This is a genomic window from Erysipelatoclostridium sp. An173 (assembly GCF_002160495.1).
Lineage (GTDB): Bacteria > Bacillota_I > Bacilli_A > Erysipelotrichales > Coprobacillaceae > Thomasclavelia > Thomasclavelia merdavium.
The window spans coordinates 1-23,384 of record NZ_NFKR01000012.1 but is presented as its reverse complement, the minus strand read 5'-3'; the positions used below and the strand labels follow the sequence as shown (position 1 = coordinate 23,384).

The following is a 23,384-nucleotide window of genomic DNA, read 5'->3' as shown; positions in this document are numbered from 1 at the left end:
TAGTTAATATTTAAATTTTTTATTGGTATAATATTATTCGAGGTGATTTTATGAATAAATGGAATTTAGATAATTTATATTTATCTTTTAATGATGAAAATTTCTTAGCAGACTTCAAAAAACTGGAAAAAATACACCAGCAAATAAATGAATATCGTAACTATCACGATGAAAAATCTCTAGAAAACTATTTAATTGATTCAATTGAATTAAATCAATTAATTGAAAAACTATCTTGTTTTATTAGTTTAACATTATCGGTAGATACAACTAATGAATCGGCCTTAAAATATAGTGATCAATTAGATAACTTAATCGCTAGTTTTGTAGAAGATGATGTTGCCACTCAAGAATGGATTGCTTCATTTGACTTAAATAATATTTCTAGTGATCTTATTAAAGAACATCAATATATTTTAACCGAAATACAAAACAAACAAAAACACACGCTTGATAAAAATAGCGAAAGTATTATAGCTCACATGCAAAACACTGGTAGCAATGCTTTTGAAAAATTAAAAGATCAAGTTGTTTCAAGTATTAAAGTTACAATTGATAATAAAACCTATCCTTTAACTGAAGTTTTAAATATGGCTTATGATAAAGATAAAGAAGTTAGAAAAAAAGCATACTTAGCTGAAATAGAATCTTATCATGAAAAAGAACAAACTATTGCTGCTTGTTTAAATGGTATTAAAGGCGAAGTATTATATACTACAAAATTACATGGTTATCAAGATGAACTACAGAGAACTTTAATAAATTCAAGAATGTCTAAAAAAACTTTAGATGTTTTATTAGAAACTATGAAAGAAAATCTTGATATTTTCAAAGATTACTTAAAAACTAAAGCTAAACATCTAGGCCATGAAAATGGATTGCCTTGGTATGATTTATATGCTCCTGTTATTGAAGATAAAAGCAATTATTCTTATGAAAAAGGCTGTGAATTTGTTGTAAAACAATTCTATACTTTTTCTAAACACTTAGGAGATTTTGCTTTAAAAGCCATTCAAAACAATTGGATCGATGTTTATCCTGCTAATGGAAAAGTTGGTGGTGCTTTTTGTTGTAACCTTCACAGCATCAAAGAAAGCCGTTTTTTACTAAATTATGGTAATAGCTTCTCTGATGTGATTACTATGGCTCATGAATTAGGTCATGGTTTTCATGGCGAATGTTTAAATGATGAAACAATTTTAAATAGTGAATATCCAATGCCAATTGCTGAAACAGCTTCAACATTTTGCGAAACAATAGTTACAAAAGCCGCTTTAAAAGATGCTGATGATAAAACAAAACTAGCTTTATTAGAAGATGAATTATCAGGGGCAACACAAGTAATCGTAGATATTTATTCTCGCTATTTATTTGAATCTAACTTTTTTGAAAGCAGAAAATCGGGAGCTTTATCCGTTGAAGAAATTAAACAATTAATGTTACAGGCTCAAAAAGATGCTTATGGCGATGGACTTGATAATAATTATTTACACCCATATATGTGGACTTGGAAACCTCATTATTATGATGCTAGTTATTCATATTATAATTTTCCATATGCTTTTGGTTTATTATTAGCCAAAGGTTTATATGCCCTTTATTTAAAACAAGGTCCTAAATTTAGCGAAACTTATGAAAAACTATTATCGTTAACAGGTAAAATGGACTTAGAAGATATTTGTATGAGTGTTGGTATCGATTTAACTGATAAAACTTTTTGGCAAAGTTCTATTGATACTTTTAAAGAAGATATTAAACTATATAAACAATTACTTGGCTAGCTGTATTTTTACAGCTAGTTTATTTATTATTAAGCATATTTGTTGTAATTTTCTTATTTCTCCGTTACAGTAATATTATACAAGGAGAAAATAATATGGAAGCAAAAGATGTTTTAAAAAATTATCAAAATTTCGCAGTAATTGGTGTTACCACTAATCATGAAAAATATGGGTATAAAATTTTTAAATGTTTAAAAGAATTAGGAAAAACTGTTTATGGTGTTTCTCCAATCTATAAAGAAATTGATGGTGAAGCCACTTTTCCTAATCTAAGTGCTATTAAAAATCCAGTAGATGTTGCTGTATTTGTTGTTAGTCCTAAATTTGGCAGTGATTATGTTAAAGAATGCAGTTCTTTAAATATTGAAAAAATCTGATTACAGCCAGGAACATATGATGATAATTTGATGCAAGAAATAAAAGACTTGAAATTAGAATATTATCAAAATTGTGTTTTAGTAGAAAGCGAAAATCTTTAGGTTAGTTTAATGACTAACCTTTTATTATATAATAAACAAAAATAATATTTCATTTCAAAATACAAACAGCCAATTTTATTGTTATTATAGAAATTAATTTCAATAAAAAATGCAATCATTTCGATTGCATCTTCACTGTTTGTTTTTAATTTTTTGATATGCGACACATATAAAGAAAAAAATAACCAATCCTAATAAAATATAAAATGATAATAATGTTATTGGTGTCATAGACACGATCTCCTTTAATTCACATTATAAATTTATTTCTAAACCAACTGGGCAATGATCACTTCCCATTATCTCTGTACAAATAAAAGCATCTTTAATTTTATCTTTTAAAGAATCAGAAACAATAAAGTAATCAATCCGCCATCCTGCATTATTTTTACGAGCATTAAAGCGATAAGACCACCAAGAATAAATACCAGTTTGATCAGGATATAAATAACGATAAGTATCAATATATCCACTTTCTAATAATCTTGTCATTTTTGCTCGTTCTTCATCTGTAAAACCAGCATTTTTACGATTGGTTTTAGGATTTTTTAAATCAATTTCTTTATGTGCTACGTTTAAATCACCACAAAGGATTACCGGTTTATGTTGATTTAAAGTATTTAGATAATTTAAAAAATCATCTTCCCATTGCATTCGATAATCAAGTCGTTTTAATTCAGTTTGACTATTTGGTGTATAACAATTGACTAAATAAAAATTATCAAATTCCAAAGTCACTACACGACCTTCTTGATCATGTTCTTCTATACCAATACCATAGCTATAATTTAAAGGTTTAACTTTAGTAAAAACTAATGTTCCACTATATCCTTTCTTTTTAGCACTATTCATATAAGTATAATAACCATGCTTTTCAATTTCTATTTGACCTTCTTGCATCTTTGTCTCCTGGATACAAAAAATGTCAGCTTGACTATCCTTTAATACATCATAGAACCCTTTTTTAATACAGGCTCTAATTCCATTTACATTCCACGATACTAATTTCATTTTTTTACCTCTGCTACCATTATACATGAAAGCGCTTTTATATAGAAGCGTTTTTTTCTATTTCAGAAAATATTTTATCATTATTTATCATTTTCTTAAGATTTCTCATATTTTTTTAAATATTGTCTATAATAAATTAGGTGATAAAATTGAAAAAATACAAGTATATAATTTTAAATATTGCTATTTCTTTAGGAATTGGTGGGTTAAGTGCATTTTTTACTATGAACTCAATGGATATCTACCAAAATATCAATCGTCCTAAACTGGCTCCGCCAGGATATATTTTCCCTATCGTTTGGACAATTCTTTATGTTTTAATGGGAATATCAAGTTATCTGATTCATCGTAGTAACCACAAAAACAAAGAAACTGCATTAATAATTTACTATTTTCAACTATTAATTAATTTTAGCTGGCCGATCTTTTTTTTCAATTATCAAAACTTTCTTCTTGCTTTAGCAATTTTATTTATACTAAATATTTTAGTAATTATCCTAATAAAAGTAACATATTCTATAAACCACTTAGCTAGTTATTTACTCATTCCTTATCTAATTTGGATTTTATTTGCATTATATTTAAATTTTTGGATTTTTATCCATAATTAATATTATAAAAACTTTCATCAGAAAGTTTTTATTTCTATGAAATATTTACATAAAATAATATTTCTTCTAATGCCCTGGTTTTCATTCGATAATATGTCGCACGACTATAATATTCATTCCACCAGTCACTATCTTTTTTTAAAATAAATTCATTATTAATGATAACCTGACTTTCTGGAGATAATGCATTAATAACAATTTCAAAAGCAGAAATTAATTTTTTCAAATCATCTTTATCATCGATCCTTTGATTTAAACGAGCTGCAATTGAATTTTTTCCATAAGTATGTTTTCTTTCTTTTACTAAACTTGTACTTATTTCAGGATAGAACGATGTATTTTCTAAGCAATATAATTTTAGTTTTGCACGATGATATTGTCTAAATAATTTTTCTACCGCATCTTGTTTTTGCTTAAATGTCAATTTACTTTTTTCTTTCATAAAAAAACCTCCTATTTACTTATACATCTTTAAATAGGAGAATTTCTTTTTTATTTTATTAAATTTAATAATATTAACCAATCAATGTATTAACGTAATATATAACTTAAATAGTAAAATTTTCAATTATCTCTTCAATCTTTTCAATTTCCAAACCACATTGTACTAAATATTCTTTAGCACTACCATAATGTTCTCTTAAATAATCTAAAAATTTCATCATCATCTTAGGTGATGATTCCAAAAAAGCCCGATTATCTTCATCAACTAGTTCTTCAAGTTTAGCCATAACTTTAAGATTATTTTCATAAGACTCTGAATAATCTTTGACAATATCATATTCATGACATCCTGCTAAATCCATTAATAATGCCGCAATTACTCCAGTACGGTCTTTCCCGGCTGAACAATTGAACATAATTGCATTATAAGGATGCTGATAAAAAATTTCAAAGACTTGTCTAAATTGTTCTTTATTAGATTCTAACATAAACACATAGAACCCTGATAAATCATGATAATTTCTAACTTCACTTGGTAAAACATTTAAATTTTTAGACTGTAATAAATTTATATTATAATACTCAATATCTTTATAACCTTTTAAAGCACTTGGCTGCTGATCTACTTCAAAATCACTTCTTAGATCAACCTGTACTCTAATTCCATAATCATACAAATATTCTTTTTCATCTTTAGATAGATTACCCGGATTTGTTGAACGTACGAATTTATGACTTTTAGTATAGTAACCATTTTGAGTTTCATATCCACCCAAATCACGAACATTAGTCATACTTTCAACTTTTAATAATCTTTCTTCTCTACTTAATTGCATCATTTTTTATTACCTCACTGATTGTAATTTTATCATATTTAAACCAGTGATACAAATATTTACTCTTCAAAAGGTCTTACTCGTAATTTTACCCCAATATCATCAGCAATCTTTTTACATGCCGCTATTTTTTCTTCACCAATAATATCTACAACTGTCAATACCACGTTAGGAACATACTTTTTACATTTCTTAGCAAAATCTAACATATAATCAAAAGAATCTATTCCAAAACTAGCTCTTGTTAGTTGATAATATTCTTGTTTATCTGGTGCATTTAAACTAATAGAAACAGTATCTATTAAATCTTTAAAATCTGGCGTAATATCTCGTTTAGCACTAACTGAAGCTAAGCCATTAGTATTAATTCTAATCATTAAATCAGAACGTTTGTTTTTCAAATAACGCGCTACTTCCATTAAGTCATCATGACGAAGTAACGGTTCTCCAAAACCACAAAAAACAACTTCTTTAAAAGCATTCAAATCATATTTTTCAAATTCATCAATAATTCTTTTAACATCAGGTTCTTCTTTTAACCATAATGAATTAGACTCACTCATTTCTTTAGTATTTCTTAAACAAAATGTACAAGCACAATTACAACGATTAGTACTATTTACATAACAAGTAATCCCTTGATAATCATCTAAATCTTTAATATCAATATAACTATTACCAGCCAATGTATATAAGATTACCATTTTAATTTTCCTCCTTATAATTCTTTTAAAAACGGTTCAAAACATAAACCTAAGTGATTATGAGCCCCTATTTTTTGACTATAATCAATACATTTGCAAGCAAAATCAGCTGCTTTTTGTACGCATTGATAAAAATCCATACCTTTAGCGTAACTTCCCGCAATAATACCACTTATTAAATCTCCAGTACCACTACGATCTTCACCAATTCGCTTAACTTTAATTAATTTAGCTCCCCTATTTTTTTCATATGCGAAATTAACTATTTTATCTTCCACATTAATTCCTGTAACAACAATCTTCTCTGGTCCTAATTGAGACAGTCTTTGACACATTTGTTCTATTTTATCAAAATCAATATTATTTCCTAAATATTCTTCTTCCAACAATGCACATAACTCTGTCAAATTAGGAGTAATTATTGTTGCATATGGGATTAATTCCCGCATTTTATCCTGCATTTTCTTTGTATAAGTAGGATAAAGTTTTCCATGATCTCCCATTACTGGATCTACTAATACAAAAGTATTTTTCTTCTTAAAAGTTTTAAAAAAGTCTATTACAATATCAATCTGTTTATCAGAACCTAAAAATCCTGTTACTATTCCATCGAATTCTACATTCATTTTCTTATATGTCAAAATATAATCAGCCATTCGATCAGTATAATCATCAAAATAATATTCTGGATGATATGTATTAACCGATAATATTGCAGTTGGCACAAAAACACATTCAACTCCTAAAGCAGATATTAAAGGCAATTGAATAGCAACTGAACAACGGCTATATCCGGTCACATCATTTATTAAAGCTACCCTTTTCATCATAACCTCCTTGATTGTCTTATATTTTATCACAAAAATAGCAATTTTAATCATGACAGTTTTTAATATTTTTATATGGACAAGATATTAACACTATAATACGGACTTTAATCGATTTGTTACTTATTTAGTACGTTTTATTGAACTTTTCTACATAAAAAAACCTAGGGCATTAAGCCTTAGGATTCTATGATTTTAAAATTTATTAAATTCATGACCTGGATCAAATGCTAACACATAAAACACACTATCATAATTAACTCCAAATATTACAAATTTACCATTTCCATGTCTTTTTAAATGTAAATGAATAATATTACTCTCAAGCAATCCTTTTTCATCAGGGTATGCAGTTTCAAATTCTTTTTTAATACGTTTTATATATTTATTATTATTATCAATTTTACTTCCATTTTTTGAAGTATATTGTGTTATCAATTCTTCTAAATTAGAACATTTATCAATTTCATATAAAAATTTTTGTAGCTGATCAAAAATTCCTTCTTCAGTATGATTTTTATGATATTTATTTAGCCCCTTAAAACAACATACATTACATTTATATAAATATTTAAAATTTATCTCGGGATGCTCTTTTTTATTAATTACTGAATCTGTAAGAATTATCTTTTTATCATCTGGTATTCCTATTTTAGCTAATTTCTTTCTATTTCTACTCATAATTATTAGATTGCAATAGATTTATAATATCTTTTCATTGTTTCTTTAGAAATCTTTCTTGTACTACTTTGAAATTTTCCTAACCCTTTTCTTTGTTCTAACCACGGTTTTTCAGTATGGGTTAATGCCTCTAATTGATCAGCTCCATATTCACCATAAGTATCCCAAACAGATTCTAAAACTTCAATTTGTTCTTTTGTAAAAAGTTCATCTAATCTTTTTTTAACAACTACAGGATTAGTAATAGTTAATTCCTGCCATCCAAATCCTTTAAATTCGTTATATAAAGTCTTGCTTACAGGGCCATGAACCCAAGCTTCAAAATCACTATTTTGAGAGATATCTTGATCTAATAAAACCAAACTCCACGCTTCAGCATAATAACATAATTTTTGGATTTTTTTATTTGACATATTTTCCTTTAACAAAAACCAGTCAGCTACATCTTTTATATCAGCTTTAATTGGTATATTTACCGCTTTAATTTCCCCCATTTTATTTGCCTCCGATTCATTGTCCGTATTATCTATTTTTCTAAACCTAATATATTTGTAACATTTCCTGGTAAAAATTACAATAAATGTAAAGAAAATAATCAAAATAATATAATACAACATATTTTTCTCCTTTTAAAATCTCTTACTATTATATACATTTAAAATATTATGATTACTTCTATTATTACCAAAAAATCCTAAGATTGTTCTATATATTTATTGTTAATATAGCACTATTAAATATATATTCTTTCTATTTTTTAGTATACTATGTTAATTTTTACTATATTTTCAATAAATCAATCAATTGAAAAAATAAATCTACTTTGTGAATTTAAGATCGACTATTATGTAAATTAGGATAGAACTTAGTTTTACGATTAATGTTTTACTTAGAAAAAACAATTAATGTAGACAACTAATAGTAATATTCGCTATAATTAAATTTATGAAAGGAAGATATTATGAAGAAATTTTTTAAGTTTACAGCTATTATGGCTTTAGCTATTTGTTTGGTTGGATGTGGAAATAGTGGTGACAGTGATACTGATACATCAAGCAATAATGAAACTAATACTGAAGATTTATTAAGCGGTAATCATCATATTGAAATTGATGTTCAAAATTATGGGACTATCAAAGTAGAATTGCAAGCTGATGAGGCTCCTATCACAGTTACTAATTTCATCAATCTAGCAAAAGATGGTTTTTATGATGGATTAACATTCCATCGAATTATTGATGGATTTATGATTCAAGGTGGCGATCCTAATGGTGATGGTACTGGTGGATCTGATGAAACTATCAAAGGTGAATTTAGTGCTAACGGTGTTGATAATCCGTTAAAACATACTCGTGGTGCTATTTCAATGGCTCGTTCTAGCGATTATGATAGTGCTAGTTCCCAATTTTTCATTGTTCATCAAACAACTGAATCATTAGATGGACAATATGCCGTTTTTGGTTATGTATACGAAGGAATGGAAGTTGTTGATCAGATTGCTACAACTGTTCCAGTTACTGATAATAACGGTACTGTTGAAAAAGCAAATCAACCGGTTATCAATACAATTAAAGTAATCGATTAAAAAAACTACTTAGATTTTAAATCTAAGTAGTTTTTATATTAACATTATTAACGATTGATTGAAGAAGCAATTTTATGATATGTCCAACGTTTACCACGAATAGCAATTGATAATGCCATAATGTTTTCTGGAATTGCCATACCACACCATCCAGCATCACCAATATGTTGAATATCAACACCACAGCGTTTATTAATTAAAGCAATTTCTCTAATTGTTTGTTCATCAGCACCTTCTTGGCTTGTACCAATAGCACTTAATGATAATGCTCCATGTTCTTTAATAAATTTACATGCTTCAGTTAATGTTTGTTCGCTTAATCCTGGTACAGTGTTAACTGCTGGCATTAAAATAACATCAGCTCCAGCTTCAATAAATTCTTTAATGCTATCTAAATCAACTAATGGTTCATCAACACCTGCAGCATGCATTTTTCCAGCAATAATTAAACCACTAAAGTTTTCTTTAGCTACTTTAATACATTTTGCAATTGATTTGTTTGTTACTCCAGTTCCTGGATTACCTGTTAAACAGATAAAATCAAACCCTAATTCTTCAGCTTTTTGAATAGTTTCTTTAGTTGCTTGTCTACCAGCAGCAATTACATGACGAGTTTCCATCATTTTCGCATCTGGATCAACTGGTTCCAAGTTACATCCAACTGGACGGCCAACTAATCTTTTTAATTCTTTAACTGGTTCATCAGTTCCTTCGATTCCATTAATAACAGGATTATTGCAATCAAATACGTTTAATAAAACCATATCTGATCCAAAAGAAACTGCTAATTCAGCATTAGTTAAATCTCCTAATAAAGGTGGGATAGCAACAACAGTTTCTGTCATTACTGTTCTTCCTTCACAAGCTAAAATTGATTGTTTCAATTCTTCACCGTTCATTGCTAGAGCTTCACTTGTTGTACAATTTAAAAGTCTTTTCATTTCATTTCCTCCATCAAAAATTAACCTATTTATATTATACGCCTTTTATTTGATAAAGAAAACGTTTTACTAATTAATTTTAATTTTCCTGATTGATTTAATAAATAAGAAAATTGTGATTAAAAACGCAGTTAAATCAGCAATTGGAACAGCGATAAAAATACCATCAAGACCAATTAATGATGACAAAATCAAAATCATTGGAATTAAAACAATTACTTGTCTTAACAAATTCAAAACACTAGCAACTTTAATTTTACCAATACATTGAAAATAATTTGCACTCATGATCTGAGCCCCTAATAATGGTAAACAAATAAACCAGATTCTTATTGCCCTAGTACCTAATTCAACTACTTCTGGTTCGTTATTAAACATTAAAATAATTGTTTTAGGAAATAATTCAACTGCTAAAAAGCCAAGTAAAGCAATAATTGTTCCCCCAATTATTGAATACTTTAAAGTCTCTTTAACGCGATCAATTTTTTGAGCACCATAATTATAACTTATTAAAGGCTGTTGTCCTTGCATTAAACCAGTCAAAGGCATTTGACAAATTGTTTGGAAACTTGTAATTATTCCAACAGCTGAAATAGCAACATCGCCACCATATGTACCTAAACTACTATTCAAAATAAAATTCAAAACACTATTTGCCATTTGCATCAAAAAGGCTGGTATTCCTGTTCTAATAATATCTAAAGCAAAGCTAATTCTTATTTTAATATGTTGAAGATCTAATTTAATCAATGAGCGATTTGAACATAGATAACATAGCTGCCATATCATACTTAAGAATTGTCCACCAATTGTAGCTAAGGCTGCTCCTTGCATTCCCATATTAAATTTAATAATTAATATATAATCAAAAACAATATTAAAACCAGCTCCTATTAACTGAGAAATCATCGCATTTTTAGGATTCCCCTGTGCTCTGGAAAAATTATTACCACACATTGTAACACATTGAAAAACTGCCCCATATAATACTATTGATAAATAATCTCTAGCATATGGTAATACCCTGTCACTTGACCCTAGCATAACTAACAATGAATTAACAAAAAGATTACCAAAAACCATAAAGATCAAACCAAAAATAACCGTTAAAATAATCGCATTTCCTTGATAAATTGCTGCTTCTTTATGCTTTTTTTGTCCTAAAGCAATACTAAAACGAGTAGCGCCACCAACTCCGACCATTAACGAAATTGCCATTAAAACCAAAGTAACCGGATAACTAATTGTTATTCCTGCAATTCCGATTGCACCTAATCCTGGTGCATTTCCAATAAAAATACGATCTACAACGTTATAAATCGCATTAACTAGCATCCCAATAATAGCCGGTATACTAAATTCTACTAATAACGGTAATATTTTTTTACTTCCCATTCTTTCATCATTCATTATTTTTACTCCTTTCTACCCTTTCCTTAAAAAAAGATACGATTAAATCGTATCTTAATATGACTTAGCAAAATAAACAACTTTTTTAGCTGGCTTTCCACATACTGGGCAAACATCACTAAACGCTTCTTCGTCTTCTTTAATACAACGACTAGTAGCAGTAGTATCTGCTTTAATTTTATTTTCGCATTCTTCATCACCACACCACATGATTTTTACATATCCGCCTTTAGTAGCAATAATATCTTTGAATTGATCATATGTTGTAGCTTGTCTAATATTTTCATCACGATGTTTCAATGCCTTTTGATACATTTCATCATGAATAGTATCTAACAATTTATTAATTGTATCAGGTAATGTTTCATCTAATGAATAAGTATTTTTAGTTCCATCGTTTCTTTTAGCAATAACGCAAGCATTATTTTCAATATCACGAGGTCCAATTTCAATTCTTAGTGGAATACCACGCATCTCAGCATCCGAGAACTTCCATCCAGGTGTTTTATCACTAGCATCAACTTTAGCACGAATACCTGCTGCTTTTAATTGTTCCATAACTTCGTTAGCTTTATCAAGAACACCAGGTTTTTGTTGTTGAATTGGAATGATCATTACTTGAATAGGAGCAACTCTTGGTGGTAAAACTAAACCATTGTTATCACCATGAACCATGATAATCGCTCCAATCAAACGTGTTGAAACACCCCATGATGTTTGGTAAACATATTCTAATTTATTTTCTTTTGATAAAAATTTCATATCAAATGCTTTTGCAAAACCTTGTCCAAAATAGTGACTTGTTCCTGATTGTAAAGCTTTACCATCATGCATTAAAGCTTCAATTGTATATGTTGCTTCAGCACCAGCAAATTTTTCTTTTTCAGTTTTACGACCAGTAACCATTGGAATTGCTAATAATTCACGAGCAGTATCTTCGTAAATCTTTAACATTTGTAATGTTTCTGCCCAAGCTTCTTCTTTAGTAGCATGAACAGTATGTCCTTCTTGCCATAAAAATTCAGCCCCTCTTAAAAATGGTCTAGTTGTTTTCTCCCAACGAACAACAGAACACCATTGATTATATAACTTAGGTAAATCACGATAAGAATTTACAATTTTAGCATAATGTTCGCAAAAAAGTGTTTCAGAAGTTGGACGAATTAATAAATTTTCTTCAAGAGTATCTAAACCACCTTTTGTAACAGTTGCACACTCAGGAGCAAACCCTTCAACATGATCTGATTCCTTTTGTAATAATGATTGGGGAATTAATAGCGGCATATATACATTTTCATGCCCTGTTTCTTTGAATTTTTTATCCATATATTGCTGGATCATTTCCCACATTGCATAGCTATAAGGACGATAAATAATAAATCCTTTAATACTGCTATAATCCATTAATTCCGCTTTTTTACAAACATCAGTATACCACTGCGCGAAATCATCTTCCATTGCTGTTATCGCTTCATTTTTTTTATTAGCCATCATTTCTCCTCATTTCATTATAATCTTTCCCTATTTTACTATTAAAAGCTATAATATGCAAGATAGTTATTCAATTGATATTTTTGTTTGCTTATTTATTCTTGTAAGAACTATTTTTTGATCAATTCGTTCTTTTAATTCACTAACATGTGAAATAATGCCAATTAATTTACCATCTTGTTGCAAATCTATTAAACAATTAATTGCCTGATCCAAAGACTGGCTGTCTAAAGAACCAAAACCTTCATCAATAAACAACGTATTTAACTCAATACCACCAGCATAATCCTGAATCATTTTAGAAAGCCCTAATGCTAGTGATAATGCTGCTTTAAACGATTCTCCGCCAGATAATGTTTTAACATCACGAATCATACCACTTTCCATATCTAAGACATCTAAATCTAAACCTTGCTTACCAGCACCCTTACTTCGATTATCACGACGATATAATTGATAACGGCCTTGAGACATTCTTTTAAGTAAAACATTGGCATATACTAAAATATTTTCAAAATAAGCCGCTAACACATAACGCTCAAAAGAAATACGATATTGATTTTTACCAGAAGCAACCTCGCTTAAATCTAAATAACACTTATATTTATCATAACTTTTGCTTAACTTTTTATCGATTGTATTAATATCATTTACTGTCTTTTTAATTGTTAAAAACTGCGCCTGGTTAATATTTAATTGTTTAGCCTTGGCATCTAACTCTTCTTTTAGAATTTTAACATCTTTTTCATATTCTAAAAGATCGGTTTTATTTTGATTAGTTAATTCTTTTTCTAATTGCATAATCTGTTTTTCTAATGTTTCTCTAGAAACTAAATAATTCTGATACTTATTTTCCAATATTTCTAAATTATCAATATCTTTTAAAGCTGATAAAAACATCTCTTCATTTTCAAATAATTGTTTTAATTTAGTTTGATATTCAGGAAAATATTTTTGATAGTTACTATTTTGTTCATCAATTTGTTTTTTTAATGATTCTTGTTTCGAATTAAGCTTTATTGTTACTTCTTTAATTTGTTGATAGTTTTGTTCGGTTTGAGTAATTAAATTAGTTAATGACGTTATTTTATCTTGCTTTACTTTTATGGTTTTAGCAATCTGTGAATCATCAAAATCTTTTAAATCATCATTTTGACTGTTTCGACCAATTAACTGATTTATTTTTGCTTGATATTCTTGAATTAAAAGATTATTTTTATCAACAGTTTTACTTAATTGTCCAACATCATTTTGGTATTTTTCGACACTAACTTTCAATTTTTTTAAATAACTTATTTCTTCACTTATTTCTTTAGCATTTTTTAATAAATGACGCTCTTTAATATTAACTGACCCCAATACTTTAATAAAAACTTCTTTCCCTAGTTCATCATCAATACCTAATCTTTTAGCATCTTCATCTAAATGCTTTTTCATTAATTCAGTTTCTTTTTGTTTTAACATCAGTTCATTAAAAATTTCATTTCGTCTTTCACTAAAATGATCAAACTTCTGTTTTCCCCTTTTTAAATCATCATGATCGACAATTTCAAAATCTATACTAGCTGGATGGGGATGCTTTAATGAACCGCAAACAGGACATGGCTGATTATCTTGTAACTGGCTAGCTAAAATACCTGCCTGACTGATTCGATAACGATGTTCAATATCATCGTAAACTTTCTTTTCATACTGATAATCTTTTTCAATATCTTGATATTGTTCACGAAGTTCACAACAACTATAATCACTTAAAACATAATTATCATACTCACTATTTAAAGTATGGATTTCTAATTTATGCTGATGAATTTTTTCATATTCCTGGTTTGTTAATTCATACTTACTTTTTAATGAATCCAAGCGACTTATAGTTAAAGTATCTTTTTCAATTAATTTATTATATTTAGATAATTTATTTTCTAATTCAATATTTTTGTCTTTTAAAAGCTGCCATTTTTTTTCAACCATTTCTTTTTCCAAAATATCCTTTTGATATTTAGTAAAACGTTTTTTTGTTTCCAACAACTTTTCATATTCAATTTGCTCATTTGCTAATTGATTACGATAATTAGGAATCTGTTGATATTTTTCTAATTGCGTATTCAAAACACTTTGTTTATTTGATAATTCTTTTTGTAAATCATCTAATTGTATCGTTAATTTATCAAGATTTATTTTAGTATTTTTTACTTGATTATAGCTATTTTGTAATTTAGTAGCTTTTTTTAATTTTGTAATTGTTTCTTTTAATGAATTATACTCAACTTTTTGTTTTTCAATTTTTTCAAATTTATTTTTTAACTGTTCTAATTGTTCAAATCGTTGATTTATCAAACGATAAAGATTCAATTCCTGATTCTTTTTATTATACTCATTTTGTACTTGGCGATATTGCTTTTCCTCTTTAATAATTTTATCTTGATACTCTTTGATATACTCTTCTAAATTAATTTCATTATTTTCTAAATTTAAATTTTGATATAAAAGATTACGCTGATTAAATAATAAATCATATTTACTTTTATATTCCCGCACCTCATCTTTTAAGCGTTCTTGTAATAAACCTAAATTATCTGTTTTAAATAAATTTCTTAATACCTTTTCTCTATCTTCACTAGTTGCATAAATCAATCTAGTAAATTCACCTTGAGCAATCATTACAATCTGTTTAAATTGCTTATCATCAATACCTAACAATTCTTTGATCTTTAAATTTACTTCCTTAACCCCTTCAATCATTTTGCCATCAGGCATTGTCAAAATTGCACTAGGCATTTTTGGAGTTTTACGATTAGTTAAATAATATTTAGGAGAACGTCTAACTTTGTAGTTTGCTTGATGTAAAACAAATTCTAATTCTACATATGTTGGAGTGTCATTACCAGCTAGATCACTACGAAATTGTTCGCTACTACGTTCACTACCACTTGAAACGCCATATAATGCAAACATAATAGCATCAAAAATCATAGTTTTACCAGCTCCGGTAGGACCTGTGATTAAAAAAAGACCATTATTAATAAAATTTTCAAAATCAATATTAACAGTCTGTAAATATGGCCCAAATGCTGACATTGTTAATTTTTTAGGCAGCATTATCATCACCTCCAAGCAAAATTTCTGTTACAATTTTTTTACCCTCATCACTTAATTGTTCGCCTTTTATTTTATTATAAAACTGCTCAAACAATTCTACAGGATTTAATTTTTCAAATCCACTATCAGCTTTAGTCAAATTATGTTCATCCTGTTCATTTACTAAAGATGGATAAGTTATTTGTAGAACATTTAAAAATTTAGATCTTAAATAATCGATGGCATTTGGAATCAATGATTTATCTAATAATTCAATCGCAATAAAATCTAGATTATTACCTGGATAAGTATCAGCCATCAATTCATCAAAATAGCCACTGATTTTGATTAGATTTTGTTTAGGCTTAAGACTAATTAATTGATAAGATACATTTTTATTGCTGATTTCAACATCAACAATACTTTTACTTTGATTAACTTCATCAAATGAATAAGCCATTAAACTACCACTATAACGAATTGCTTCTTTAGAAATTTTTTGTGGTGCATGAAGATGTCCTAAAGCAACATAATCAAATTGCTTAACTAAATTAACATCAATAATTTCTGTTCCACCTACATTTAAAATAGCTTCACTATCACTTCTAATATTATCTTGATTACCGGCAATAAATTGATGCGTAATTAAAACATTGGTTTTAGAATAATCTATATTTTGATTTTTTAAATAGCATGCAAAAGCATCCTGATATGTAGTGATTTTTTCATCTTTAAATAAATAACGAATATAAGAAGGTTTAAAAAAAGGCAGTAAATAAAAATTCACTCCATCTATTGTAACAGGTTTTAATTCTTTAGGTGGGTAAGCTTCAATATATAACCCTTCTTGTTTTAATAATCCACTAGCAAATTGCAAACGACTTGCACTGTCATGATTACCAGCAATCATCAACACTTTTTTATGATGTTTTAAAATCACTTTAGTTAAAAAATCATTTAAGACATCAACTGCTTCATTACTTGGGATACTACGATCATAAATATCACCTGCCATGATCAATACATCAATATCATTATCAACTAGATAATTGCATACCTGATCTAATAAATCTGCTTGAATATCTAACAAGCTTTGCTGGTAAAGCCATTTGCCAAGATGAATATCTCCGATATGAACAAATCTCATTTTTATACTCCTTTATAATTCTATTATATAAATTTCTTTAACTCTTTCATCATCCCTGAAATCTTTTTGATATTCTGGTGGTATCGTTTTTGTTTCAAGATATTTAGCGTTTAATTTTTTTATCGTCTTTTTAGAAGCAATATTATCAGGTGAACAAGTAATTACTAACTGTTCAAAGCCTAATCTTTTAGCTATCTTTTTTAGTTTTATTACTGCCTGATAGGCATAATTATGACCACGGTATTGCGGCTCTACACTATAACCAATATGGCCATCATAATAACGCTGCTCGATTGTTCCTTCACGTAAAACAATTTTTCCAACTTCTTCATTATTTACCTGAATTATAAATATATAATATGGTTTCCAGCCTTTAGGTAAATCTTTATCGACATATGCTTGTTTAATTAATTCCATTTCTCTCACCTAAGCTAAATTATAGCATAAATATAAATCATATCGAGACAAAGAATAAAAAATACAGGTATAAGTGAAATGAACACCATTATTTGCATGTCCAAATAACGAAATCCATTTCAACATCCTGTATTTATTAATTATCATTAATTATTGAAATAATATTATTAACAATGTTTTCTAAACTGCTATCATTAATCAAATGATAATCACAAGCATCTAAATATAACTGGTGTCTTTGTTTATCAAGATCATAAAGTTTTTGTGGTCCTTCTTGTAATAATGGTCGTGAAGCAACATGAACATCTTCGATAATATTATCAATAGGACGATCAATATAGAAAACAATTCCATTTTTCTTCAAATAATCAATATTTTCCTTTTTTAAAATAACTCCACCACCAGTAGAAATTATATGGTCTTGAATATCAGCAAGATCTTTACAACATGCTGTTTCATTTTGACGAAAATAATCTTCGCTGATTGCAAACATTTCATTAATTGATTGATTATATTTTTCAACAATATATTCATCAATATCAATAACCGGACGCTGTAATTTTTCAGCTAATAATTTAGAAATAGTAGTCTTACCACAACCCATGATACCAATTAATACAATATTTTTCATTTTAACCCCCTATGCATGTTGATAATTTCCAATTACTCGTAGTGTTAAACATTTAGTTTTCATTTGTTCAAGTGCCAGTTTAACATTATCATCATGCAAACTGCCTTCAAAATCAATATAAAAATAATATTGCCAGCGTTTATCTTTTATTGGGCGCGATTCTATTCTTGATAAATTAATATGATGGTCTCTGATTGTTTTTAAAACACTATATAAACTTCCAACTTGATGTTCTAAAGTAAAAACAATACTAACACGATCAGTTTGTTCATGATCTTCTAAATGTTTACCGATAATAATAAACCTTGTATTATTACTTTGTTCATTATGAATATTTTCTTGAATTATATCTAAATTATATAATTTAGCAGCAATTTTTGAAGCAATTGCTCCTTTAGTTTTATCATTACTTTCACTGACAAATTTAGCTGCTGCTGCTGTATTTGAATAATCATGAACAGTTATATTTTGATGAGCTCGTAAATAATTAGACGATTGCATAATTCCTTGAGGATGGCTATAAACATCTTTAATATCTACAATTTTTGCACCTTTTAATCCAAGCAAATGCTGAGTAATATCAACGCTATGTTCGCCAACAATATAAAAATCATAATCACGAACTAAATCATAGTTATCATTAATAGCTCCGGTTGATGAATTTTCTAAAGGTACGATACCATAATCAATTTCATCATTTTTCAAAGCTTCATAGACATCTTTAAAATTAACATAATTAATATTATTAACATCACCAAAATACTCAAGCATCGCCTGATGAGCAAAAGCCCCAGGTACTCCTGCATATCCTACTTTTACATTTTCATGTTTTCGACAAGCTAAATGATAAGCATCTTTTAAAGGAATGAAAGTAGCCTGATAACTTTTTCCAATATCCATGATGTCTTGAACAAATTTTTTAGCATACTCTTTTAATTCATCATTTTCAATTCGAGCCGCATTTTTTTCAATTACTTCATGTTCACGTTGAGGCTGGAAAATTTCCATATCATGCGCTAACTTATAGGTTACTACTTCTTTACTTAACGACATCCGTTTTTCAAAAAGTTTTATTAATTGTTTATCTATTTCATCAATTTCTTGTCGACACTGTTTTAAATCTTTCATAATCTACCTCACCAAATCTAACATTGCTAATGCAGCCATCGCTTCAACTACAACTGTTGCTCTAAAAACAATACAAGGGTCATGGCGTCCTTTAATAGCAAGGGTAGTATTTTCCTGATGTTTTACATCAATAGTTTTTTGCTCTTTTCCAATTGATGGTGTTGGCTTGATTCCTACAGTAAAAACAATTGGCATACCATTAGAAATACCACCAGTAATACCACCATTATTATTAGAAGTAGTTTTTACTTTTCCCTCTTTATCATAATAATAACAATCATTAGCTTCACTACCATATAATTCACTGATTTTATCATTACCAAAAGCAACTGATTTTACCGCTGGAATAGAAAATAATAAACTTGATAAATGACTTTCAATCGAATCAAAAAATGGTTCCCCAAAACCAGGTTCTAATCCAACTATTGCACATTCAATTTTTCCCCCAACTGAATCTAAATTCATTCGAGCTTGATCAACTGTTTCAACAAACTGATCATAAATTTCCTGATTAATTACTGGATAATGCTGCTTGCTAAGATAATTTAATGTATCTAATGATAATCTTTGATCAAAATTTTCATCATATATATTTTTAATACTTAAAATATGTGCCCCAATATAAATCCCTTTTTGCATTAAAATCTGCTTTGCAATAGCACCAGCAAAAACAATCGGCGCAGTAATTCGACCTGAAAAATGACCGCCACCTCGAACATCATTAAAACCTTTATACTTAACAAATGCTGGATAATCACTATGACCAGGACGCATTTTTTCTTTCAATAATGAATAATCTTTAGAATGCTGATCACTGTTATAAATCATCCCGCAAAGAGGTGCCCCAGTTGTAATTCCATCTTGAATACCGCTAATAATTTCTACCTGATCAGCTTCTTTACGGCTCGTTGACATTTTATCCTGCCCTGGCGCACGGCGTTTCATTTCCTTTGCTACAGCATCAAAATCAATTTTAATACCACTTGGCAAATTTCCAAGAACAATTCCGATTGCTTTTCCATGTGATTCACCAAAAATTGTAATTTCAATATTATTTTTCCATGTCGATGACATCAATAATTCCTCCTAATGATTGATAGTCTTGCCAAAAACTTGGATACGACTTTTCAACGCATTCCATATTATCTAAAATAATTGGTCTATTACAGCGAGTAACAGCGATAGCTAGCATCATGGCAATTCGATGATCAGCAAAACTTTTACAATTACCACCATCAAATTCTTTTACGCCATTTATAATCATTCCCTCATCTAGTTCTTGAACTTTACCACCAATCTGATTAATTTGGGTAGTTGTTGCAACAATTCGATCACACTCTTTAATTCGTAATCTTCTTGCATTAACTACTTCACTTTTACCATTAGCTAAAGCCAAAGCAACACTTAAAACTGGAATGACATCAGGACATTGACTAGCATCAACCTTTATAGCACTTAAATTATCGCTAATAACTTTAATACCGTCACTTACAACATCGATCTTAGCTCCCATAACCGCTAAATAATCTAAGATCATTTTATCGCCCTGTAAAGAATCTAAATTTAAATCTGTCAAAACTACATCATTACCAATCGCACCGGCAACCAGGAAAAATGCTGCCTGAGAAAAATCAGCCTCAACGCGATAATTATGCGGATAATATTTTTGATTGCCAGGAATTTCAAATTTTTGATAATCATGATTTATTACTTTTATTCCGTATTGATTTAAAATCTGTAAAGTTAAATCAATATAGCCTTTAGATTCTAATGGCGATGTAATTTTTATTGTTGAATCACCATCTAAAAGCGGTAAAGCAAATAATAATCCTGTAATAAATTGTGATGAAATATTACCAGGTATTTTAAAACAATCTGGCTTTAATTTTCCATTGATATATAAATCTAAAATATCTTGTTTATATAAATAACCTATATTTTGTTCATCAAAAATTTCATAATAAGTATCTAATGGTCTTTTTCCTAAATTACCACGACCTGTAAAATGAACTTTATTGGAACAAACAATAGAAATAGGTACCATAAATCTTAAAGTAGACCCTGATTCTTCACAGTCGATCTCACAATTTTGTTTAGTATAAGTAGTAGTTCCATCAATAATTAAATAATCATCATATTGTTCAATTGTAGTACCTAAAGATACCATTGCTTTGATTGTTGCTTGAATATCCTTTGAATATTCAATATTATCAATTCGACTAATTCCCTTAGCCAAACTAGCTGCAATTATTGCTCGATGAGCTAATGATTTAGATGGTGGAACCTGAATAGTTCCTGATAATTTAGTTGGTGTTATTTTTACTGCTGTCATTTTATATCCGATCCTTTGCTTTTATTAATGAATAATCACTTTGATAAACATAACTATCACCAATATCTTTTAATAATATCAATGATAATTTTTTATTTATATTTTTCTTATCTAAACTGATTGCATCGATTAATTTTTCAGTTTCCACATTACTAACTACTGGTAAATGATACTTTTGACAAAGTTCTTGTATTTGTAGATGCAATCCTTGTGGTGATAAATTATGTTCTTCAGCAATCTTTGTAAGTTGTACCATTCCAATACTTACTGCTTCACCATGTGAATATTTTTGATAATGATAATATTGTTCTAAAGCATGACCTAAAGTATGACCAAAATTTAAGACTAACCGATCACCAAAATCAAATTGATCTTTTTCAACTACATCACGCTTAATATCAACACAACGATATATAATTTGATCAATATCTTGATATAAATCATTAAAATCTTGATAACTGTTTAATTTATCAAATAATTTTTTATCTTTAATACAACCGTATTTTATTACTTCAGCCATCCCATCATAAATAAAACGTTCTGGTAAAGTCTTTAAAGTAAGCGGGTCAATTAATACCATTTTGGGGTGATAAAAAGCCCCAACTAAATTTTTTCCCTCTGGTAAATCAACCGCTACTTTACCACCTACTGATGAGTCAACTTGAGCTAATAAAGAAGTAGGAATCTGAACAAATTTTATTCCTCTTAAAAACGTTGCCGCCACAAATCCAGCCAGATCACCGATGACACCACCACCTAAAGCAATAATTAAATCTGTTCTTGTCAATTTAAAATTCAATAATGCTTTATATAACGATGGTAAGATATCAAACCGTTTTGATTGCTCTCCGTGTTCTACTATTACATGGTCAACTAGATAATCTTTACTTAAAAGATCCGTCAATTGTTTACCATAATAGCCATAAACCTGATCATCGGAAATTATCATTATTTTATTGCCTTGAAAAATTTGTTTAATATATTTATCTGCATGATTTAAAATTCCACTTTCAATATAAATTGGATAACTATTTTCTTTTAAAGATACCATTAAATCCATCGTTATAACTCCTTATATAATATTTTGTATGAAAATAAGACTCTTTAACTACTAGCAAAGATTACATTTTTTTACCAACTACAGTAGCAATTTGTGATATCTGTTTTAATAAATTTTCATATTTTTCTGGTCTTAATGATTGTGGTCCATCGCATAATGCTTTTTCTGGATTGTTATGCACTTCTACCATCAATCCATCAGCTCCCGCTGCTATCGCTGCTTTTGCCATTGGTTCTACTAACCACCATTTTCCTCCGGCATGACTTGGATCGATTACTATTGGTAAATGAGTTAATTTCTTTACTACTGGGATTGCCTGTAAATCTAATGTATTTCTTGTGTAGCTTTCAAATGTTCTGATCCCTCTTTCACATAAGATGACATTTGGATTTCCACTTGCCATTATATATTCTGCTGACATGATCCATTCTTCAAATGTTGCACTCAAGCCTCTTTTTAATAAAATTGGCTTTTTAGTCCCAGCTCCGACTTTTTTCAATAAATCGAAGTTTTGCATATTTCTTGCCCCTATCTGGATCAAATCAACTTTTTCATTGAATTCATCTAAATATGATGCATCCATCAATTCCGAACAGATTGGCAGTCCTGTTTCTTTTTTAGCTGCTACTAAAATATCTAATCCTGATGATCCCATTCCCTGGAATGCATATGGTGAAGTTCTTGGTTTGAAAGCACCACCTCTTAAAATATTAGCCCCTGAAGCTTTGATTGATTTAGCTATTTCAATTACCTGTTCTTCACTTTCAACAGAACATGGTCCAGCAATCAA

23 protein-coding genes are annotated in these 23,384 nt (G+C 28.8%); 4 read left to right on the top strand and 19 right to left on the bottom strand.

From position 1 onward, the window contains the following. Nucleotides 1–50 precede the first annotated feature (50 nt). Nucleotides 51–1,781 (top strand): M3 family oligoendopeptidase, encoded by a 1,731-nt coding sequence (locus B5F09_RS07010; RefSeq protein ID WP_087373116.1) that lies wholly within the window; start codon nt 51–53, stop codon nt 1,779–1,781. 95 nt (nt 1,782–1,876) lie between these two features. After that, nucleotides 1,877–2,158, top strand: a complete 282-nt coding sequence (locus B5F09_RS07005) for a CoA-binding protein (RefSeq protein WP_239404277.1) — start codon at nt 1,877–1,879, stop codon at nt 2,156–2,158. 357 nt (nt 2,159–2,515) lie between these two features. On the opposite strand, the gene B5F09_RS07000 is transcribed toward B5F09_RS07005, so the two are convergent. Next, nucleotides 2,516–3,271, bottom strand: a complete 756-nt coding sequence (locus B5F09_RS07000) for an exodeoxyribonuclease III (protein WP_087373115.1) — start codon at nt 3,269–3,271, stop codon at nt 2,516–2,518. 140 nt (nt 3,272–3,411) lie between these two features. Between B5F09_RS07000 and B5F09_RS06995 the strand changes: the two genes are divergently transcribed. Continuing rightward, a complete protein-coding gene (locus tag B5F09_RS06995) occupies nt 3,412–3,882 on the top strand; it encodes a TspO/MBR family protein (protein ID WP_204215253.1) in 471 nt (156 codons plus the stop codon). A gap of 34 nt (nt 3,883–3,916) precedes the next feature. Here the strand turns inward: B5F09_RS06995 and B5F09_RS06990 are convergent, their stop codons facing one another. The 6 genes from B5F09_RS06990 to B5F09_RS06965 form a co-directional block, all read right to left on the bottom strand. Continuing rightward, complete coding sequence (locus B5F09_RS06990) at nt 3,917–4,324, bottom strand: MG284/MPN403 family protein (RefSeq protein WP_087300331.1); 408 nt, start codon at nt 4,322–4,324, stop codon at nt 3,917–3,919. Nucleotides 4,325–4,430: 106 nt separating this feature from the next. Continuing rightward, nucleotides 4,431–5,165 carry a tyrosine-protein phosphatase gene (locus B5F09_RS06985; RefSeq protein WP_087300333.1) on the bottom strand — a complete coding sequence of 245 codons (735 nt, stop codon included), beginning with the start codon at nt 5,163–5,165 and terminating at the stop codon, nt 4,431–4,433. Nucleotides 5,166–5,221: 56 nt separating this feature from the next. Next, nucleotides 5,222–5,866 carry a TatD family nuclease-associated radical SAM protein gene (locus B5F09_RS06980; protein ID WP_087300335.1) on the bottom strand — a complete coding sequence of 215 codons (645 nt, stop codon included), beginning with the start codon at nt 5,864–5,866 and terminating at the stop codon, nt 5,222–5,224. 14 nt (nt 5,867–5,880) lie between these two features. Beyond that, on the bottom strand, nt 5,881–6,693 hold the full coding sequence (locus B5F09_RS06975) for a pyridoxamine kinase (RefSeq protein ID WP_087373112.1): 813 nt from the start codon (nt 6,691–6,693) through the stop codon (nt 5,881–5,883). Nucleotides 6,694–6,888: 195 nt separating this feature from the next. Continuing rightward, the gene (locus B5F09_RS06970; RefSeq protein WP_087373109.1) at nt 6,889–7,374 is read right to left on the bottom strand and encodes a hypothetical protein; all 486 of its coding nucleotides are present in this window, start codon (nt 7,372–7,374) and stop codon (nt 6,889–6,891) included. Nucleotides 7,375–7,379: 5 nt separating this feature from the next. Then, complete coding sequence (locus tag B5F09_RS06965) at nt 7,380–7,868, bottom strand: Panacea domain-containing protein (RefSeq protein ID WP_239404276.1); 489 nt, start codon at nt 7,866–7,868, stop codon at nt 7,380–7,382. Nucleotides 7,869–8,335: 467 nt separating this feature from the next. Between B5F09_RS06965 and B5F09_RS06960 the strand changes: the two genes are divergently transcribed. After that, a complete protein-coding gene (locus B5F09_RS06960) occupies nt 8,336–8,959 on the top strand; it encodes a peptidylprolyl isomerase (protein WP_087300343.1) in 624 nt (207 codons plus the stop codon). A gap of 47 nt (nt 8,960–9,006) precedes the next feature. On the opposite strand, the gene B5F09_RS06955 is transcribed toward B5F09_RS06960, so the two are convergent. From B5F09_RS06955 to aroF, 12 genes are all read right to left on the bottom strand, one after another. Then, a complete protein-coding gene (locus B5F09_RS06955) occupies nt 9,007–9,900 on the bottom strand; it encodes a PEP phosphonomutase (RefSeq protein ID WP_087300345.1) in 894 nt (297 codons plus the stop codon). Nucleotides 9,901–9,969: 69 nt separating this feature from the next. Beyond that, on the bottom strand, nt 9,970–11,310 hold the full coding sequence (locus B5F09_RS06950) for an MATE family efflux transporter (protein ID WP_087300347.1): 1,341 nt from the start codon (nt 11,308–11,310) through the stop codon (nt 9,970–9,972). Nucleotides 11,311–11,364: 54 nt separating this feature from the next. Next, nucleotides 11,365–12,801, bottom strand: coding sequence for a proline--tRNA ligase (proS, locus tag B5F09_RS06945; RefSeq protein WP_204215251.1), 1,437 nt, complete (start codon nt 12,799–12,801; stop codon nt 11,365–11,367). A gap of 66 nt (nt 12,802–12,867) precedes the next feature. Further along, entirely contained in the window at nt 12,868–15,900 is a 3,033-nt protein-coding gene (locus B5F09_RS06940) for an AAA family ATPase (RefSeq protein ID WP_087373103.1), read from the bottom strand. Next, on the bottom strand, nt 15,890–17,026 hold the full coding sequence (locus B5F09_RS06935) for an exonuclease SbcCD subunit D (RefSeq protein ID WP_087299237.1): 1,137 nt from the start codon (nt 17,024–17,026) through the stop codon (nt 15,890–15,892). The genes B5F09_RS06940 and B5F09_RS06935 overlap by 11 nt, the downstream gene beginning before the upstream one ends. A 12-nt stretch (nt 17,027–17,038) precedes the next feature. Continuing rightward, complete coding sequence (locus B5F09_RS06930; protein WP_087373100.1) at nt 17,039–17,443, bottom strand: GNAT family N-acetyltransferase; 405 nt, start codon at nt 17,441–17,443, stop codon at nt 17,039–17,041. A 136-nt stretch (nt 17,444–17,579) separates the two neighbouring features. Continuing rightward, the gene (locus B5F09_RS06925; protein WP_087373097.1) at nt 17,580–18,074 is read right to left on the bottom strand and encodes a shikimate kinase; all 495 of its coding nucleotides are present in this window, start codon (nt 18,072–18,074) and stop codon (nt 17,580–17,582) included. Nucleotides 18,075–18,083: 9 nt separating this feature from the next. Beyond that, complete coding sequence (gene pheA, locus B5F09_RS06920; protein ID WP_087373094.1) at nt 18,084–19,202, bottom strand: prephenate dehydratase; 1,119 nt, start codon at nt 19,200–19,202, stop codon at nt 18,084–18,086. A gap of 3 nt (nt 19,203–19,205) precedes the next feature. Next, nucleotides 19,206–20,276, bottom strand: coding sequence for a chorismate synthase (gene aroC / locus B5F09_RS06915; RefSeq protein ID WP_087299245.1), 1,071 nt, complete (start codon nt 20,274–20,276; stop codon nt 19,206–19,208). Continuing rightward, the gene (aroA, locus tag B5F09_RS06910; protein WP_087373091.1) at nt 20,254–21,534 is read right to left on the bottom strand and encodes a 3-phosphoshikimate 1-carboxyvinyltransferase; all 1,281 of its coding nucleotides are present in this window, start codon (nt 21,532–21,534) and stop codon (nt 20,254–20,256) included. The genes aroC and aroA overlap by 23 nt, the downstream gene beginning before the upstream one ends. 1 nt (nt 21,535) lies before the next feature. Further along, complete coding sequence (gene aroB, locus B5F09_RS06905; protein WP_087373088.1) at nt 21,536–22,594, bottom strand: 3-dehydroquinate synthase; 1,059 nt, start codon at nt 22,592–22,594, stop codon at nt 21,536–21,538. A 61-nt stretch (nt 22,595–22,655) separates the two neighbouring features. Then, the coding region (gene aroF / locus B5F09_RS06900; RefSeq protein WP_087373083.1) for a 3-deoxy-7-phosphoheptulonate synthase at nt 22,656–23,384 on the bottom strand (729 nt) is incomplete at its 5' end.

Excerpts from the sequence above, each read along its gene's own strand:
- B5F09_RS07010 (WP_087373116.1), top strand. The coding sequence starts at position 51 with ATGAATAAATGGAATTTAGATAATTTATATTTATCTTTTAATGATGAA.
- B5F09_RS07005 (WP_239404277.1), top strand. The coding sequence starts at position 1,877 with ATGGAAGCAAAAGATGTTTTAAAAAATTATCAAAATTTCGCAGTAATT.
- B5F09_RS07000 (WP_087373115.1), bottom strand. The coding sequence starts at position 3,271 with ATGAAATTAGTATCGTGGAATGTAAATGGAATTAGAGCCTGTATTAAA.
- B5F09_RS06990 (WP_087300331.1), bottom strand. The coding sequence starts at position 4,324 with ATGAAAGAAAAAAGTAAATTGACATTTAAGCAAAAACAAGATGCGGTA.
- B5F09_RS06985 (WP_087300333.1), bottom strand. The coding sequence starts at position 5,165 with ATGATGCAATTAAGTAGAGAAGAAAGATTATTAAAAGTTGAAAGTATG.
- B5F09_RS06980 (WP_087300335.1), bottom strand. The coding sequence starts at position 5,866 with ATGGTAATCTTATATACATTGGCTGGTAATAGTTATATTGATATTAAA.
- B5F09_RS06975 (WP_087373112.1), bottom strand. The coding sequence starts at position 6,693 with ATGAAAAGGGTAGCTTTAATAAATGATGTGACCGGATATAGCCGTTGT.
- B5F09_RS06970 (WP_087373109.1), bottom strand. The coding sequence starts at position 7,374 with ATGAGTAGAAATAGAAAGAAATTAGCTAAAATAGGAATACCAGATGAT.
- B5F09_RS06965 (WP_239404276.1), bottom strand. The coding sequence starts at position 7,868 with ATGGGGGAAATTAAAGCGGTAAATATACCAATTAAAGCTGATATAAAA.
- B5F09_RS06960 (WP_087300343.1), top strand. The coding sequence starts at position 8,336 with ATGAAGAAATTTTTTAAGTTTACAGCTATTATGGCTTTAGCTATTTGT.
- B5F09_RS06955 (WP_087300345.1), bottom strand. The coding sequence starts at position 9,900 with ATGAAAAGACTTTTAAATTGTACAACAAGTGAAGCTCTAGCAATGAAC.
- B5F09_RS06950 (WP_087300347.1), bottom strand. The coding sequence starts at position 11,310 with ATGAATGATGAAAGAATGGGAAGTAAAAAAATATTACCGTTATTAGTA.
- proS (WP_204215251.1), bottom strand. The coding sequence starts at position 12,801 with ATGGCTAATAAAAAAAATGAAGCGATAACAGCAATGGAAGATGATTTC.
- B5F09_RS06940 (WP_087373103.1), bottom strand. The coding sequence starts at position 15,900 with ATGCTGCCTAAAAAATTAACAATGTCAGCATTTGGGCCATATTTACAG.
- B5F09_RS06935 (WP_087299237.1), bottom strand. The coding sequence starts at position 17,026 with ATGAGATTTGTTCATATCGGAGATATTCATCTTGGCAAATGGCTTTAC.
- B5F09_RS06930 (WP_087373100.1), bottom strand. The coding sequence starts at position 17,443 with ATGGAATTAATTAAACAAGCATATGTCGATAAAGATTTACCTAAAGGC.
- B5F09_RS06925 (WP_087373097.1), bottom strand. The coding sequence starts at position 18,074 with ATGAAAAATATTGTATTAATTGGTATCATGGGTTGTGGTAAGACTACT.
- pheA (WP_087373094.1), bottom strand. The coding sequence starts at position 19,202 with ATGAAAGATTTAAAACAGTGTCGACAAGAAATTGATGAAATAGATAAA.
- aroC (WP_087299245.1), bottom strand. The coding sequence starts at position 20,276 with ATGTCATCGACATGGAAAAATAATATTGAAATTACAATTTTTGGTGAA.
- aroA (WP_087373091.1), bottom strand. The coding sequence starts at position 21,534 with ATGACAGCAGTAAAAATAACACCAACTAAATTATCAGGAACTATTCAG.
- aroB (WP_087373088.1), bottom strand. The coding sequence starts at position 22,594 with ATGGATTTAATGGTATCTTTAAAAGAAAATAGTTATCCAATTTATATT.